The organism is Flavobacterium aquariorum (assembly GCF_003254745.1).
GTDB lineage: Bacteria > Bacteroidota > Bacteroidia > Flavobacteriales > Flavobacteriaceae > Flavobacterium > Flavobacterium aquariorum.
In genome coordinates this window covers 49,770-66,301 of record NZ_QKXH01000004.1, presented here as the reverse complement: position 1 = coordinate 66,301, position 16,532 = coordinate 49,770, and the positions used below count along the sequence as shown (strand labels likewise).

The following is a 16,532-nucleotide window of genomic DNA, read 5'->3' as shown; positions in this document are numbered from 1 at the left end:
AAAAAACTTAATAACCTAATTCTTTAATCCAACCAATAATTTAGTTTACAGCAGGTTTTGGTTTATAACGAAAAACGATTTGACATTTCCCTTCTCCAGTTCTACTTTGGTCACGAACCACTCCAAGTTCCAGTTCAGTCTCCGTAAGTTTTATAACGTGTACAGAAGTCCAATTACTCACATCTGGGTAATAGTTTCCACCATAAAGCATCTCTACACCTCCGTTAAAAATTAATTTATTATTTGGAATGTCAAACACAAAAGTTCCTGACTTATTTGTCTGAGCAGTACCAACAAGTGCAGTTTGTTTTACGGAAACATTATACCCCTCATTAAGATTAAAGTGCATTTCGCCCCAATCCTTGTTTTCCATTACCCAACTGTTACTTGCATAATCAGGAAACCAATTCCAGTTATCGCCAGATGTACCCGGATACTCTAATCCTGCCCATCCAACAGGATTAGCCATGTTTAGTACCCAAGTTTTTCCTGCAGCTCCATTGGTTAACATTGCCCATTTTGGATCAGTTGTAATAGAGGACAAGTCGGTTTTGACAATCGTTATCGTTTTTGGTTGAGTATATAAAGCTCCACCTCTTGTATAAGCAGTATAAGTTACGGTATAAGTCCCTTTAAAAGGAATTATCACAGAAGAGGAATTAGTATTAAAATGCCCTAACTCTGTTCCAGTAGCATCAGCAACAGACCAATAAGGAGTAACATCTTTATCATTATTTGTCATAGTCAAAGTATTACCTGTTACGACTTCAGTATGATTAAGTGTGGCTTCGGTATAAGTTATTGCCGGAAGACTATCTCTATCCTCTACAGGCTCACAGGAAAACAGTGACCCTAGGGCTATAGCAGCTACAAGTATATATAATTTACGTTTCATAGTTTCTTTTTTTATTAGTTAAAATTACCAACCAGGGTTTTGTGACATCGCTCCGTTTGAAAGTACGACTTGAGATTGAGGCAATGGGAACCAACCCAATGTTTCAGTTCTAAAAGTAATATTAAACTGAGGGTCAGCATCAACATTGTCAATAGCAGCTTTGGCCACTGATGTACCTTGTCTGATCAAATCAAAATAACGTTGCCCTTCAAGAGCCAACTCTAAACGACGTTCCTCCATAATTGCAGTTTTGGAAACAGTGACATGGTGAATTGCATCTTTATAAGCACGGTCACGCACTCGGTCAAGGCAGGTTTGAGCAAATCCAGCATTAGTATCCAAGTTAAGTTCTGAAGCCATCAATAATACATCCGCAAAACGAATTATAGCTAAATCTTGGTAGTTGTCAATTTGGAAATTACCTCCATTGATTTCCACAATAGCTTTTCCTGCAGCGTCAGTAATTGGGCAATACTTTTTCCAAGCATAACCTGTATATTGACGTTGTTCTCTTGCTTGTGGATCAAAATCTAAACCTTCACCTTCAAAATTAATGATAGTAGCGTCTCTACGAGTATCTCCTGCTCCATAAGCATTATACAATTTTGGGTTAACCGTAGCTCCACCCCATCCTGTACCATAACGCCCTATTGTACCTCCACGAGGGGCAATATCAACTTGAAAACGGTTTCCTTCATGAAGATTCCAATCTCCTTTTCCTGATCCGTTAAAACGAACAGCCCATACAGTTTCGGTATTTCCTTCCCCTGCAAAATTTTCAAGAGAAGCCGCAAGCCATAAGTGGGAGAAATCAGCAACTAAAGCGTGTCCGCTATTATTAACGGCATCATTTATATAAGTTACTGCTTGCGCTTTGGAAACTACACCTGCTAAATCCGCTTTTTTATAATAATCAGTGTAGAACAAAAATGTTCTAGCAAGGTAAGCTTCAGCGGCCCATTTAGTAATACGTCCATAATTAGCATTTCCAGGTTGTGAATAATTATCGCTACCTAAATTATCAGCAGCAAATTTTAAATCGTTAGCAATTAATGCATACGTTACTTCTGGAGTCGCTCTTGGGGAATAAAACTCTGCAGAAGTTATTGTTTTGTCCAACGGTACAATGTCACCAAACATTTTGGCCAATTGAAAATGAAAGTGAGCTCTCAAGAAACGGGCTTCTGCTTCGTATTTTGTTTTAAGTGCTGTATCAGTTCCCCAATCTATTTTGTCTAAATTTTCCAAAAGAATATTGGCTCTGTAAATTCCTTGATAAGGTATTTTCCAAGCATCTTTATTCATGTCTTTATCGGAAACGTATAAAAAACGATCCCATTCTACATCCCCTTGAGCATCAGCAATTCCATATCCTCCGAAACAATCGTCCGAAGCTTGTTCGCTTATTAATAAAGGTCCACCATAAGCTTCGCGCTGCAAAATGTCATAAATGGCGACAAGTCCTTCATAGGCGTCATTTGGTGTTTTATAGAAATTCTCGGTTACTTTTTCGGTATAAGGTTCGTTTTCCAAAAAATCATTGGAACATGCCCCTAAGACGAATAGGCTCGAAAGGGCAACTACTTTTATATATTTTTTCATCGGTTTCATTTTTTAAAAGTTAACATTAAGACCCAACATGTATGTTCTTGGCTGTGGATAGAATCCTACGTCAATACCTTTGGCCCATGATTGGTTAGTGTTTCCAAATCCAATTTCTGGATCCATTCCTTGGTATTTAGTAAACGTAAATAGGTTATTTGCCGCTACATAAAGTCTAAACTTGCTGAAGAAATTAAGGTTGTCTGTTAATTTTGTCAAATCACAACCCAAAGTAGCCGATTTAATTCTGAAGAAATCAGCATTTTGAACATACAAATCAGAGAATTTCGTATAATTCCCATTAGGATCTGTACCGTAAGTAGCTCTTGGAATACTGTTTGAAGTTCCTTCAGTTGTCCATCTGCCTAAGATGCTAGTTGTATAATTATTATAGGCACGAGTATAATCATGAACTCCGAAAACATTTTGGCTTCCTGCCACACCATAAGTGTAAACAGAGAAATCAAACGCTTTATAAGATACATCCATATTGAAACCGTATGTAAAATCAGGATTAGGATCTCCAATTTCAGTTTTGTCATTGGCGTCAATTTTTCCATCACCGTTTAAGTCAACAAAACGAACATCTCCAGGCTGCGCATTCGGCTGAACAGAAGTAAGTTCAGATGCATTTTGAAAAATTCCGTCTGTTTTTAACCCATAGAAATAGCCAATTGGTTTTCCAACTTCAACTCTGTTGATTTCATCCATTCCCTGGAACAACAAATTTGAATCCCCGTGAATAATTCCTTCAGCATTAGCAATTCTAAGTACTTCATTTTGGTTGAAAGAAGCATTTGCATTTGCTGAGAAAGTCCAATCCTTTCCGAAGTTTGTTCTATAACCCAAACCAAATTCCAGTCCTTTGTTATTAATATCACCACCATTAATAAAAGGCGCTGTAGCTCCTGCTATATCTGGAACCGAAGCTTGAACTAACCAATCTTTGGTTGTTTTGTCATAATAGTCAAAAGTAAAAGTCAATGAAGAAAACAAAGTAAGATCAAATCCTAAATCCAATTGCTCTGAAGTTTCCCATTTCAAATCAGGATTAGAAATCGCATCTGGGCTAGATCCCACTTGCAATGTTTCATCCGTTGTACCAAAATGGTAGTTTTTGTCATACGAACTTATTGTTGACATATAAGCAAATTGCTTAGCGAATTGGTCATTCCCGTTTTGTCCCCAGCTTCCTCTAATTTTAAGATTGGTTACCACATTGTTTTCTGGGAAGAAACTTTCTTTATCAACATTCCAACCAGCAGAAAATGCTGGGAATATAGCGTATTTGTTATTTGGTCCAAAATTAGATGAACCGTCTCGACGTATAGTAGCCGAGAACAAATATTTGTTGTCATAATCATATAATATACGTCCAAAATAAGATTGCATATTGTAATCATAACGTCCTCCAGAAACTGTATTTGAAGTTTGGTCTGTAGCGTTGCTCAGATATGCATGTTTGAAATCATCAAAATTCAAATCCTTCCCCGTAGCGCTCATATACTCTGAAGTATTTTCTTTAGCTGATGTTCCAACTAATACATCAAAATGGTGGATATCATTTAAAGAAGCTTTGTATTGTAACGTGTTTTCGAACAGCCAACCCAATCCTTTATTAGAATTCTGGGTAACACTGGAAACAGTGGCATTATTATTTGAAGAAAGTGAATATACCGGAGTAAATGAACGATAAGCACTATCAGTAATATCTACACCAAAACTAGTTCTATATGTAAAGTTTTTCAAAAATTTTGCTTCCGCAAAAATGTTACCTACAAAACGGTCAATTTTATTTTCATTGAAATTGTTATAATATAATGACCCTAGTGGATTACTGATATCTGATGCAATAATAGAATGTGCAAAATCCCCATTTGAGTCATAAGCGGCATCTATAGGTGCGGCATTCAAAAATCCTCGAATACTGTTGCTATAAATTCCTTGATCAGAAACACCGCTACTTTTGATGTTTGCATAAGAGAAATTCTCCCCTATTTTCAAATGATTTTCTATAACGTCAGAAGTTGAATTTACAGTAAAAGTGGTACGACCATATTTAGATTGGTTATTTTGACTCCCGATAAGTCCGTCTTGTCCATAATAAGACAATCCAGTTGCAATAGTCGATTTTTTGTCACCACCTGTAATTAATAAGGAGTGATTTTGTTTCATAGCCCCTTCATTAAACATATCGTCTTGCCAATCATGATTTGGGAAAGAAGCGATTTGTGCTGGAGTATATAAAGGAGAAAGTCCTGAGTTTACTCTTGCCTCATTCATGATAGTAGTGTACTCTTGAGTATTCAACAAGTCTAGTTTTTTGGCTACATGTTGGAATCCAGTGTATGAACTTAACGCTACATTCATTTTACCATCTTTTCCTTTTCTGGTTGTTACCAATACAACACCATTGGCTGCTCTAGCTCCATAAATAGAAGCTGCTGCTGCGTCTTTTAAGATATCAACTCTTTCGATAGAAGATGGATCCAAATATCCAATACCATTATCTACAACCACACCGTCTACAACATATAGAGGCGAATTGTTTCCTGCGGTTCCTACCCCACGAATGTTGATTACCATACCTGCCCCAGGTTGCCCGGAAGTAGAAGTAACATTAACACCCGAACTCTGTCCTTGCAAGGCATTTACTACATCACCAACGGCGACAGCTTGAATATCTTTTGCTGAAACTACTGAAGTAGCTGCAGTAGAAACTTTCTTTTTCTGTGTACCGTAACCGATAACGACTACCTCTTTAAGATCTGAAGTTTCGCTTTGCAAACCAACATTAATAGTTGATTGATTATTTACAGAAATTTTTTGGGTTCTGTACCCCAAAACAGTGAATTTTAATACGTCATCTGATTTTACTGTAATTTTATAACTACCGTCGAAATCTGTCGATGTACCTGCTCCTCCTCCTTCTACAGTAATATTTGCACCGGGAATACCCACGCCATCACTTGTAGAGGTTACCTTCCCTGATACAGAAAGAGATTTCTGTTGTGCGAAACCTGACTGCAGCATAAACACACTGAACAGGAGTGACATATAAAAGGGAAGCATTGTCGATGTACAATCTTTTCTTTTCATAATAATTTAAGAATTGGTTAATTTAAGTTAGTAATGTTTGTATTGGTTCTAAAAAGCATTGGCAATAATTTGTTCAAATAGTTCTTGTTTTCCACTTATTGATTGAGGTTCTCCTTTTGCACGGGCAATGGCACTAAGGTCTTCAAGAGAGAGTTCGCCTCTTTCGAACTTTGCTCCGTTATCGCCGTCAAATGATCCGTAACGCTTTTGGCGTAATTCTTTATAGTTGGTATTTTTCAGAATATGGTCTGCACAGATAAGTCCTCTCGCAAAAACATCCATTCCTGCGATGTGGGCTATGAATTTATCTTCTATATCGATTGAATTTCTTCTCACTTTTGCATCAAAGTTGATTCCTCCGCCTTGAATTCCTCCGCCTTCTAAAATCACCAACATAGATTGGGTAATTTCAAAAACATCTATAGGAAATTGATCCGTATCCCATCCGTTTTGATAATCTCCACGATTTGCATCGATACTTCCCAACATTCCAGCATCTACCGCTACTTGTAATTCATGTTCGAAAGAGTGTCCTGCAAGAGTCGCGTGATTGACTTCCAAATTCAGTTTGAAATCGTCTTGAAGGCCGTGTTTGTGAAGAAATCCTAAAGTTGTGGCCGCATCAAAATCATATTGATGTTTCATCGGTTCCATTGGTTTTGGCTCAATAAGGAAAGTTCCTTTGAAACCTTGTTTGCGAGCATAATCTCTACAGATAGTTAAGAATCTCCCCATGTGCTCTAATTCTCTTTTCATATCCGTGTTCAAAAGGCTCATATATCCTTCTCTACCACCCCAGAATACATAATTCTCACCTCCCAAAGCAATCGTCGCATCAATAGCAATTTTGGCCTGGGCTGCAGCATATGCAACTACATCAAAATTCGGATTAGTAGAAGCTCCATTCATATAGCGAGGATTGCTAAACAAGTTTGAAGTTCCCCATAACAACTTAATTCCTGTTTCTTCCTGTTTGATTTTCGCATAAGCTACTAAAGCTTTAACACGTTGCTCAAATTCTTCTAAAGTAGGCGCATCGTCTACCATATCGATGTCATGAAAACAGTAATACGGTATGCCTAATTTGCTCATGAATTCAAAAGCAGCATCCATTTTATCTTTGGCGCGTTGAATAACATCTTCGCTTTTATCCCAAGCAAATGTTTCAGTTCCAGCTCCAAAAGGATCTCCCCCTTTGTTGCATAAGGTGTGCCAGTAAGCCATAGAAAAACGCAAATGCTCTTTTAACGTTTTACCTGCCACTACGCGATTTTCATCATACCATTTGAAAGCTAAAGGATTAGTACTTTCTCTACCTTCAAATTTTATGGTATCGATATTTTCAAAATAAGATTGTTTTGTTGTGCTCATTATATTATGATTCTAGTTTAATATGATTTTTCCATTCTTGATATATTTCCTGATACTGTGACGTCAATATTGGATTTGGTTCTATTCTCTCTATGCATTTTAAACCATCAAAAGCCTGATCCAAAGAAGCATAATAACCAAAACCATACGCAGCTCCACGTGCAGCGCCTTCGGATCCGGAGGTATTATATAATTCTAATGTGGTTTGTGTAGTATTGGTGAAGATTTCTCTGAAAACAGGGCTTAGAAAAAGATTGGCATTTCCGGCACGGACTACTTCTCCAGAAGCCCCAACCGATTTCATTACATCAAAACCATAATTCATGGCAAAAACAATTCCTTCACAAGCCGAACGAATCAAATGGCCTGATTGATGAATATTAAAATTTAGATTTTGAATTCCGGAATTCGCATTTTTATTATTAAAGATGCGTTCTACACCATTTCCAAAAGGATAAAAACGCAAACCATTGCTTCCGGCAGCAACTTTGGCTGCTTCGACATTCAGCGCTTCATAGGCGATTAAACCAGTTCTGTCAGTCGACATAATTTTACGCAACCATTGGTACAAAATTCCGGAACCATTGATGCACAACATCACACCGTTGTTTTTTTGAGCTTCGGCATTATTGACATGCAAAAAGGTATTGATACGATTTTCCTTGTCATAAACATCTTGATTACTTACGGCATAAATCACTGCCGAAGTACCAGCAGTAGTCGCAATTTCACCAGGTTTTAACACATTCAATGACATGGCATTATTAGGCTGGTCACCACCTCTGTAGGTGATTTTAACATCTGAACTCAATCCCAATTCTGATGCAACATCAGGATGTACCGTTGCTTGATATCCAAAGTTGGGTACGATTTCAGGAATCATATCTACGGGAAGCCCCATAGTGTGCAACACTTCATTTGCCAAAGTTCCTTTTGAGAAGTTCCATAAAGCGGCTTCCGATAAGCCCGAAGTGCTTATTTGTGCTTTTCCGGATAGTCTTGCAGCTATGAAATCGCCGGGAAGCATCATGTAAACCGCTTTTTGAAAAATCTCTGGTTCATTGATTTGAACCCATTTTAATTTAGAAGCCGTAAAATTTCCCGGACTTCCAAGTATTTGTTGTTGACAGGATTCATGTCCAATTCTGTCATAAACTTCATTTCCAATGATTGCTGCTCTACTATCACACCAAATGATAGAAGAACGAACCGGATTCATATTTTCATCGGTCAATACCAAACCATGCATTTGATAGGCGATCCCAATTCCAGCTATCTTTTTTAAATCGATATGTTGCTTTGAACCAAGAGATTGAATACCATATTTTACGTATTCCCACCATTTATTAGGATCTTGTTCTGCCCAGCCAAATTTGGCAGCTACAATATCCATCTCAAATTCAGGAACCGTTACTGTCGCAACGGTAATTCCTTTATCAGCATTAAATACTGACAATTTTATGGACGAACTTCCTAAATCGATTCCTAAAAAATACATATTCTTAATTATTATATGATTGAATTGCTATTGCTTTTTGTACTTTTGGTCAAAAAAACCATAACGTTATGGTTAATTTGACTACAAGTATATAACGAATTTTTCATATTAACAAAAAATTGAGATTAAATATTTGTAATTGATAAAAAAAGGTTTTTATTTTTATTGATATCTTATACAGAAAAGAGGTTTTTATAACTTTTAATTAACACAAAACACACAAAATCAATTAGTTAAATACTAGTTGATTCAGAAATAAAAAATATTTGGAATTTTGAATCCAAAAAGAGGTTTAATCACAATTGTTTTACAAAATATATTTCTTTGTACACAACTGAACTCTTTAAAAAAATATTAATTTAGTGCTAAACTTTGTAAGGCTATGAGCGGAAAAATTATCGATAGGGATCTAATACAAATTGTGGAACAATCTGCCATGAATGCCATTACTATTGACTGTGTTATATTTGGTTTTGACAACGGTATTCTGGAAGTACTTTTGGTACAACATGCCGAAGGTATCAGTAAAGGAAAATGGGGGTTACCCGGTGGTTGGATCAAAAAGAAAGAAAGTACAGATGATGCTGCCCACCGTTTACTAGCCGAACTTACCGGTATGGACAATATTTACCTTGAACAGTTAAAAGCTTTTGGGGAACCCGACCGTTTCCCTTTGAGAAGGGTAATTACTATTGGCTATTATGCTTTGGTAAAAAGAGAAGATTATAACATTAAAGCAGGTTTTACAGCTTCGGATGCCAAGTGGTATAAGATTAATGAAATTCCAGATTTAATTTATGACCATAATGAAATACTAGCCTACAGTATAAAAAACCTTCGCAACAGAGTTCGTCAAGCTCCAATTGGCTTCAATTTGTTACCCGAAAAATTTACTCTATTGCAGCTTATGCATTTATATGAAGAAATTTTAGGAATCGAAATGGACAAATCCAATTTCCGCAGAAAAATTCTTCACATGAAATTACTGGTTCCATTGGATGAGAAACAGCAGGATGTTTCGCATAGAGCCGCTCAATTATATAAATTTGACCCTGAAATTTACGAGAAACTTACCGAAAAAGGATTTAATTTTGAGTTTTAAAAATACCAAATCAAAAAGGAGCATTAACCTTTCTAAAATATTCCTGAAACTAATAGCAATATGACCACATACCTTAAAGAACCAACTATTGAGGAAATCACTATTGATTGCGTTATATTTGGATTTAATAAAGAAAGTCTTGAAGTACTCTTAGTACAACATGCTGAGGGAGAAAGCACAGGAAAATGGGGACTTCTTGGAGGTTGGTTACGAAAAAAAGAAAGCATTGATGACGCTGCTCAACGTATATTATACGAACTAACTAGTCTTGATAATATCTATTTAGAGCAATTAAAAGCATTTACCAATCCAAATCGTGTAAGCAAAAGAAGAGTTGTAACCATTGCCTATTATACATTGGTAAACCGAGAAGACTATAATATAAAAGCCAGTGTTACCCTGAGGGAAGCGAAATGGTACAAAATCAATGATATACCAAATTTGATTTTTGACCACAACGAAATTTTAGATTTTAGTCTGATGCAATTACGCAATCGTGTACGCCAAGCTCCTATAGGATTTAATCTATTACCCGAGAAATTTACATTATTACAATTAATGCATCTTTACGAAGAAATATTAGGGATTGAATTGGATAAATCTAATTTTCGTAGAAAAATTCTACACATGAAATTATTGGTTCCATTGGATGAAAAACAACAAGATGTTTCGCATAGAGCTGCAAAATTGTACAAATTTGATGCTGAAATTTACGAGAAACTTACCGAAAAAGGATTTAATTTCGAATTTTAATCTCGTGTAAAATTCATTTACTTAGGAGCTATTTAGTTTTTACTGAATCTTCACTATCCAAATCCATACTATAATCTTGTTTATCTCATATAACAAAAAAAAGACCCGATAGATAATCAAACTATCGGGTCTGGAGTACCAATAACTAATCAAAACTCCTTTTTATAACAAAATATATCTTCAAATTATTGCCTTATAGTTAATTTGACCACAAGTTAATCATAATTTTTAAATTGACAATACTTAATTCCAAAATTTAACTTTCGTTAACCAAAAGCATACGGCAGTATTCCCTAATTTTACCTCATCGATGCTTTAGTTAATTGCAACTATTTATTCAGCAGAAAAACCAAGAAATTAAAATGATTATAAATAAAAGCAAAAATGCTGTAAATGCGCTACTTTCCGAATACAAGAAAGTAATCATAGAATTGCAAAATGTAATTCAGAATATCCCTGACGACAAGTTAGTTATGGCAATTACCCCAGGAACTAATGACGAAGATTGTAAATCAATTCAAAGTATACTTACTCATGTAGTGAATTCTGGATACGCATATTCTGTTTATATTCGGAATTTAAGAGATGCAACTATTGAACGTCCAAAAAAAGAAATTCGTAAATCTGTAGAAGAATATAAAGAAGATCTAAATAATGTTCTATTGTATACATATGAAACGTTTGACATTATTTATGATGATGACCTAGAAAGCTTTAACGAATCTGAGAAAATAAAGACATCTTGGGGACAAATCTATGATGTTGAACAATTATTTGAACATGCAATCGTACATATTTTAAGACATCGAAGACAAATAGAGAATTTCAAAACGGCATTAGAAATTTAGACAAATTAGCCGCATAAAAAAAGTGTGAAACCAAACGAATTTAGCTTCACACTTTTTAACTAACTAACAAACTTTATTACCAGAACTTCACGTACAAAGCACAAATAATCAATAATGTAATTACAATTAACACTGTTGTTTGCGGTTTAACTTTAAACATTTCAGTATCCAATTCGAATGCTTTTGGATTCACTTTTGGTCCAGCAAAACTGATTCCAATCATTAAAAGCATCGTAAACAAGAATGACAATCCCATACAGATATGGAATGGAATTTCGAAACCACCTTTTCCATTAGGCCAAGCGGTATACAACAAAGTTTCATTTCCAAGTATTGCAGGTGCAAATTCATTAAAAAATACCGATAATAAGAACCCTGAAATTACACCTACAATTGCAGCTGTACCAGTTGTTCTTTTCCAGAACATACCTAGAATAAACATTGCAAATACTCCTGGGCTAATAAATCCAGTATATTTTTGGATGTAAGTGAAACCACCAACACCACCAATTCCTAACAAGTCATTCCAAGTAAACATAACAGCAAGAACCATCGCTGCAAAAACAGCGTATTTACCAATATTTACCTGAGCTCTATCTGTAGCACTTTTTTGAATGTATTTTTTGTGTACGTCCAAGGTATAAATAGTAGAGATACTGTTTACTTTACCGGCCAAAGAGGCTACTATAGCTGCCGTCAAAGCCGCCACAGATAATCCTTTTAAGCCTGTTGGAAGGAAAGTCAACATTGCAGAATAAGCCCCATCTTTTCCACCAACTAATTGTGGTAAATGTCCGTTTTCGTATAAAACAAAAGCAGCGATACCTGGCAACATTACGATAAGCGGCATTAACAATTTCAACATACCCGCAAACAAAATACCAGTACGAGCCGTTTGCAAATCAGCTCCCAATGCTCTTTGAGTGATGTATTGATTACAGCCCCAATAGTTAAGATTGATAATCCAAATACCCGCCAAATAAGACATCATTCCCGGAAAAGTAAGATACTTATTGATTTCCAGTTGAGAAGATGTAGCTGTCGGTCTTGGAATAATCATTTTGAAATGTTCCGGAGCTTTTTCCATCAATACTTTGAAACCAGCGATTGCATCTTGGCCAAAACCAAAATAGTGCCCAACAGTAGTCAAAGCAATGTAAGAAGTAACCAATCCTCCAATGATTAAAACGGCTACTTGAATTACGTCAGTATAAGCTACTACTTTCATACCTCCCAAAGAGATAAGCAAAGCAAAAACAGCCAAACCAATCATAATTACATGCAGATATTCACCCCCTGCAAGTCCGTTGATGGCAACAGCCCCTAAGTACAAAATAGAAGTTAAATTCACAAAAACATATAAAAACAACCAAAAAACAGCCATAATCAAAGCTGTAGATTCGTTATATCTTGTTTTCAAAAATTGGGGCATGGTATAAATCTTGTTTTTCAAATAAACAGGAATAAACCAAATTGCGATGATTATCAAAGCGATAGCAGCAATCCACTCATATGCGGCAACCGCAACTCCCAAAAAGAATCCTTCACCACTCATCCCAATAAATTGTTCAGCCGAAATGTTTGAAGCGATTAATGAAGCTCCGATAGCCCACCAAGTTAATGTTCCTTCTGCAAGGAAGTAAGCTTTGGCATCGTGTTCGTTTTTTTCACGCTTGCGATAAATCATGTATCCGTAAGTGGATACCACGACAAAATAAATAATAAATACTGCGTAATCCGCAAAAGCGAGGTTCTGGCTCATGAGTAAATAGTTTTATAGAAATTAATATTAATAAAATGTGGTTATTCTTTTGTTCTTATATTTTGTAAACTGAAATCTACTGCTTCTTGGTATTAAAACACTTCCTTTTAGAAAAAACATTGTGATTTGGCAATGTAATCAGCTGTAAAATATCATATGTATTTTAATTCCATTATTTTTTTATGAATTATTGAAGCCAAATGTAAAATAAAAATATTTATTTTTAATACTTATAAATGTATTTTTTACATTTATTTTTAATTTAGCACAAAACAACCCAAAACAGTACGATTAACCTGTTTAAATCTAATTATTATGATGCAAATTCAGGACTGGTTCGAATCTTTTGTTCCCATTTCCAAGCACTGTCCATGGCTTCTTCCAGTGTCGAAACGGTTTTCCAACCCAAAACAGTATTTGCTTTATCGGTATTGGCATAAGCCGAAGTCACATCACCTTCTCTTCTTTCCACAATTTTGTATGGCAATTTTTGACCACTTACTTTTTCAAAGGCAGCAATCACTTCCAATACAGAACTTCCCGTTCCCGTCCCCAAATTGAAAATTTCCAATGGTTCAGCATTCTTTTTATCCAATAATCTTTGCAAAGCAATTACGTGGGCTTTCGCCAAATCGACTACGTGAATATAATCGCGAACACAAGTCCCATCAACCGTTGGGTAATCATTTCCGTAAACCGATAATTCAGCACGTAAACCCATTCCGGCTTGAGTAATGAATGGAACTAAATTTTGAGGCACACCAATAGGTAATTCTCCTATTTCACCAGACGGATGTGCGCCGATTGGATTGAAATAACGCAGTAAAATAGCATTAATAGCGCTCACTTTCACAACATCAGAAATAATTTCCTCGCCTATCTGTTTTGTATTCCCGTAAGGAGACAAAGCCGGTTGGATCGGAGTTGTTTCGGCAATAGGCATCACTTCGGCTTGACCGTAAACCGTACAAGACGAACTGAAGATAAAATGAGCTTCTTTCTTTTTCTCTAATTCCTGCAAAATATAAACTAAGGCACCCAAATTGTTTTCATAATACAACAAAGGGTTTTTCACGCTTTCGCCAACTGCTTTTGAAGCTGCAAAATGGATTACTCCCGCAACATCATTATGTTCCATAAAGAAACTTTGGACAGCCAATTTTTCTCTTAAATCGATTGCTGAAAAAATCGGTTTTTTACCTGTAATACGTTCAATTCCATCCAAAACTCCAATAGAAGAATTAGAAAGATTATCTATTACTACCACTTCGAAACCTTGATTTTGCAATTCGACAACGGTATGCGATCCTATGAAACCCAAACCGCCTGTTACTACTATCTTACTCATCTTATTTGTTTTTATAATGTACCCCCGGAAGTGCTTTCAATACTGCAGCACTTTTTTCTGGAGTAATGTCTCTTTGTGCTTCTCCCATCATTTCGTAACCTACCATAAATTTCTTTACGGAAGCCGAACGTAACAACGGCGGATAAAAATGCATGTGAAATTGCCATTCCGGATACTCTTCACCATCTGTTGGCGCTTGATGAATACCCGAAGAATATGGAAATGAGGTTTCAAAAAGATTATCGTATTTTATCGTTAATGCCTTTAAAATTGAAGCATAGGCTGAAACTTCTTCTGAAGTGAACTCCGTTATTTTTGTGATATGTCTTTTACTGATAATCATTGTTTCAAATGGCCAAATTGCCCAAAAAGGAACTAGAGCCACAAAATGTTCATTCTCAATTACGATACGTTCGTTTAACTTTAATTCTTCTTTCAAATAATCCAGCAAAAGATTGCTTTGATTTTTATCGAAATAGGCTTTCAAGCTGTTTTGTGTTTTCTCCACTTGGGTAGGCAAAGAAGATTGCGCCCATATTTGCCCATGTGGATGCGGATTGCTGCAACCCATAACACTCCCCTTATTTTCGAAAATCTGAACGTGGTTGATGTAATCTACACTTCCTAATTCGGTGTATTCTTTCTGCCAAGTTCTAATAATAGTCTCAATACCGGGAAGATCCATTTCTGGCAAAGTCAAATCGTGTCTTGGCGAGAAACAAACCACTTTGGCAATACCACGTTCTGGAACTGCTTTGAAGAAAGTTGGTTTTAACTCCTCTTCAAACAAAATTGGTTCTTGTTTTACGGCTGCAAAGTCATTCTCAAAAACAAAACTCGATTCATACTTAGGATTGTTTTCACCATTGGCACGCACATTTCCTGGACACAAATAACAAGTTGCATCGTATTCCGGAAGTTCATCCGTATGGATTTTTTCGTTTTGTCCTTGCCAAGGTCTTTTCGCCCTGTGCGGAGACACCAAAACCCATTCGTTAATTAATGGATTGAAACGTCTGTGCGGATCTTCGTTTATATCAAAATTTCTCATCTTAATTTCTATTATATAATGATGTACCGTTTCCGATTTTTACATCATAAATTTTCAATTCTATATCAAAAGCCTCTTTATACAACTTAGTAAGTTTTGATTTAATAGCTTCTTCTTCTCCTTTTTTAATCAAGTTGATGGTGCAACCACCAAAACCGCCACCCATTAATCGAGATCCAATTACTGCTTCCTCCTTTTTTAGAGTATCTACTATAAAATCCAACTCATCACAACTTACCAAATACTCTTTGGACAAACCTTCGTGAGTTTCAAAAAGCAATTTCCCTAAGGCTTCGATGTCTCCTTTATCCAAAGCTTCGCATGCAAGGGCTACACGATGAATTTCTTTAACCACATAATGACATCTGACAAATACATTAGGAGTCATTTTATCTTTTAATTGTAACACATGGATTTCGGTACAATCCCTGAAACTGGTAATTCCAGGAAAGTTACTTTTTATAATCGAAAGACCTTCTTCGCACTCTTCTCTTCTGGTATTGTAAGCCGAAGAAAATAGAGAATGCTTTACATTACTGTCGAATAAAATAAGGGAATAATCATTGAAATCGGCATTGTGGTATTCGTATTCCAACGTTTTGCAATCAATTTTTATGACTTTATTTTCTAAACCCATCACACTCGAAAACTGGTCCATTATTCCGCAATTGATTCCAACCCAGTGTTCGGCTTTTTGCCCCATTAGGGCGATATCCACTTTAGGAATTGACAGATTGAAAAGTTCCTTGATTCCGAAAATCGTCCCACACTCTAACGCTGCCGATGAAGACAATCCAGAACCAACCGGAATATTACTGCTAAAAACACAGTTGAAACCATCAAACGAAAAGCCATTATCTTGTAATTGCTTGATTACGCCCAAAATATAATTGCTCCAAACCACCTTACTCAATGAAATGGTTTTAGTCAAATCGACTTCAAATTCTTCATTTAAATCTATAGCTACAATTTTGGATTGCTTCGAGTTGTTTTTTGCAAAAGCGAAACAAATAATCTTGTCAATCGCGGCAGGCAAAACGTACCCGTCATTATAATCGATATGTTCGCCAATGATGTTAATTCTTCCTGGAGAAAGGACTACTTTTTCGGGAGCATCGCCAAATTTCTCCTTAAAAAAAGCGTTCGTTTTGTTAATTAATAAATCGTTCATTATTTTGAAATTATTATTTTGAAATTATTAAA

12 protein-coding genes are annotated in these 16,532 nt (G+C 36.0%); 3 read left to right on the top strand and 9 right to left on the bottom strand.

From position 1 onward, the window contains the following. Positions 1-40: 40 nt before the first annotated feature. The 5 genes from DOS84_RS07615 to DOS84_RS07595 are packed head-to-tail and all read right to left on the bottom strand — an operon-like array spanning position 41 to position 8,465. A complete protein-coding gene (locus tag DOS84_RS07615) occupies positions 41-895 on the bottom strand; it encodes a hypothetical protein (protein WP_111409536.1) in 855 nt (284 codons plus the stop codon). A 24-nt stretch (positions 896-919) separates the two neighbouring features. After that, positions 920-2,497 (bottom strand): RagB/SusD family nutrient uptake outer membrane protein, encoded by a 1,578-nt coding sequence (locus DOS84_RS07610; protein WP_111409740.1) that lies wholly within the window; start codon positions 2,495-2,497, stop codon positions 920-922. Positions 2,498-2,509: 12 nt separating this feature from the next. Beyond that, positions 2,510-5,596, bottom strand: coding sequence for a SusC/RagA family TonB-linked outer membrane protein (locus DOS84_RS07605; protein ID WP_111409535.1), 3,087 nt, complete (start codon positions 5,594-5,596; stop codon positions 2,510-2,512). A 48-nt stretch (positions 5,597-5,644) separates the two neighbouring features. Next, positions 5,645-6,967: a xylose isomerase gene (xylA, locus tag DOS84_RS07600; RefSeq protein ID WP_111409534.1), complete on the bottom strand. Its 1,323-nt coding sequence runs from the start codon at positions 6,965-6,967 to the stop codon at positions 5,645-5,647. Positions 6,968-6,971: 4 nt separating this feature from the next. Beyond that, on the bottom strand, positions 6,972-8,465 hold the full coding sequence (locus tag DOS84_RS07595) for a xylulokinase (protein WP_111409533.1): 1,494 nt from the start codon (positions 8,463-8,465) through the stop codon (positions 6,972-6,974). Positions 8,466-8,847: 382 nt separating this feature from the next. On the opposite strand from DOS84_RS07595, the gene DOS84_RS07590 reads away from it, so the two are divergent. From DOS84_RS07590 to DOS84_RS07580, 3 genes are all read left to right on the top strand, one after another. Next, positions 8,848-9,567: an NUDIX hydrolase gene (locus tag DOS84_RS07590; RefSeq protein WP_111409532.1), complete on the top strand. Its 720-nt coding sequence runs from the start codon at positions 8,848-8,850 to the stop codon at positions 9,565-9,567. 60 nt (positions 9,568-9,627) lie between these two features. Beyond that, positions 9,628-10,320 (top strand): NUDIX hydrolase, encoded by a 693-nt coding sequence (locus DOS84_RS07585; RefSeq protein ID WP_111409531.1) that lies wholly within the window; start codon positions 9,628-9,630, stop codon positions 10,318-10,320. A gap of 362 nt (positions 10,321-10,682) precedes the next feature. Further along, on the top strand, positions 10,683-11,168 hold the full coding sequence (locus tag DOS84_RS07580) for a DinB family protein (protein ID WP_111409739.1): 486 nt from the start codon (positions 10,683-10,685) through the stop codon (positions 11,166-11,168). A gap of 76 nt (positions 11,169-11,244) precedes the next feature. Here the strand turns inward: DOS84_RS07580 and DOS84_RS07575 are convergent, their stop codons facing one another. The 4 genes from DOS84_RS07575 to galK form a co-directional block, all read right to left on the bottom strand. Next, positions 11,245-12,930: a sodium/sugar symporter gene (locus DOS84_RS07575; RefSeq protein ID WP_111409530.1), complete on the bottom strand. Its 1,686-nt coding sequence runs from the start codon at positions 12,928-12,930 to the stop codon at positions 11,245-11,247. 313 nt (positions 12,931-13,243) lie between these two features. Then, positions 13,244-14,278 carry a UDP-glucose 4-epimerase GalE gene (gene galE, locus DOS84_RS07570; protein WP_111409529.1) on the bottom strand — a complete coding sequence of 345 codons (1,035 nt, stop codon included), beginning with the start codon at positions 14,276-14,278 and terminating at the stop codon, positions 13,244-13,246. 1 nt (position 14,279) lies between these two features. Next, a complete protein-coding gene (locus tag DOS84_RS07565) occupies positions 14,280-15,329 on the bottom strand; it encodes a UDP-glucose--hexose-1-phosphate uridylyltransferase (protein WP_111409528.1) in 1,050 nt (349 codons plus the stop codon). 1 nt (position 15,330) lies between these two features. After that, positions 15,331-16,500 (bottom strand): galactokinase, encoded by a 1,170-nt coding sequence (gene galK, locus DOS84_RS07560; protein WP_111409527.1) that lies wholly within the window; start codon positions 16,498-16,500, stop codon positions 15,331-15,333. Positions 16,501-16,532 lie beyond the last annotated feature (32 nt).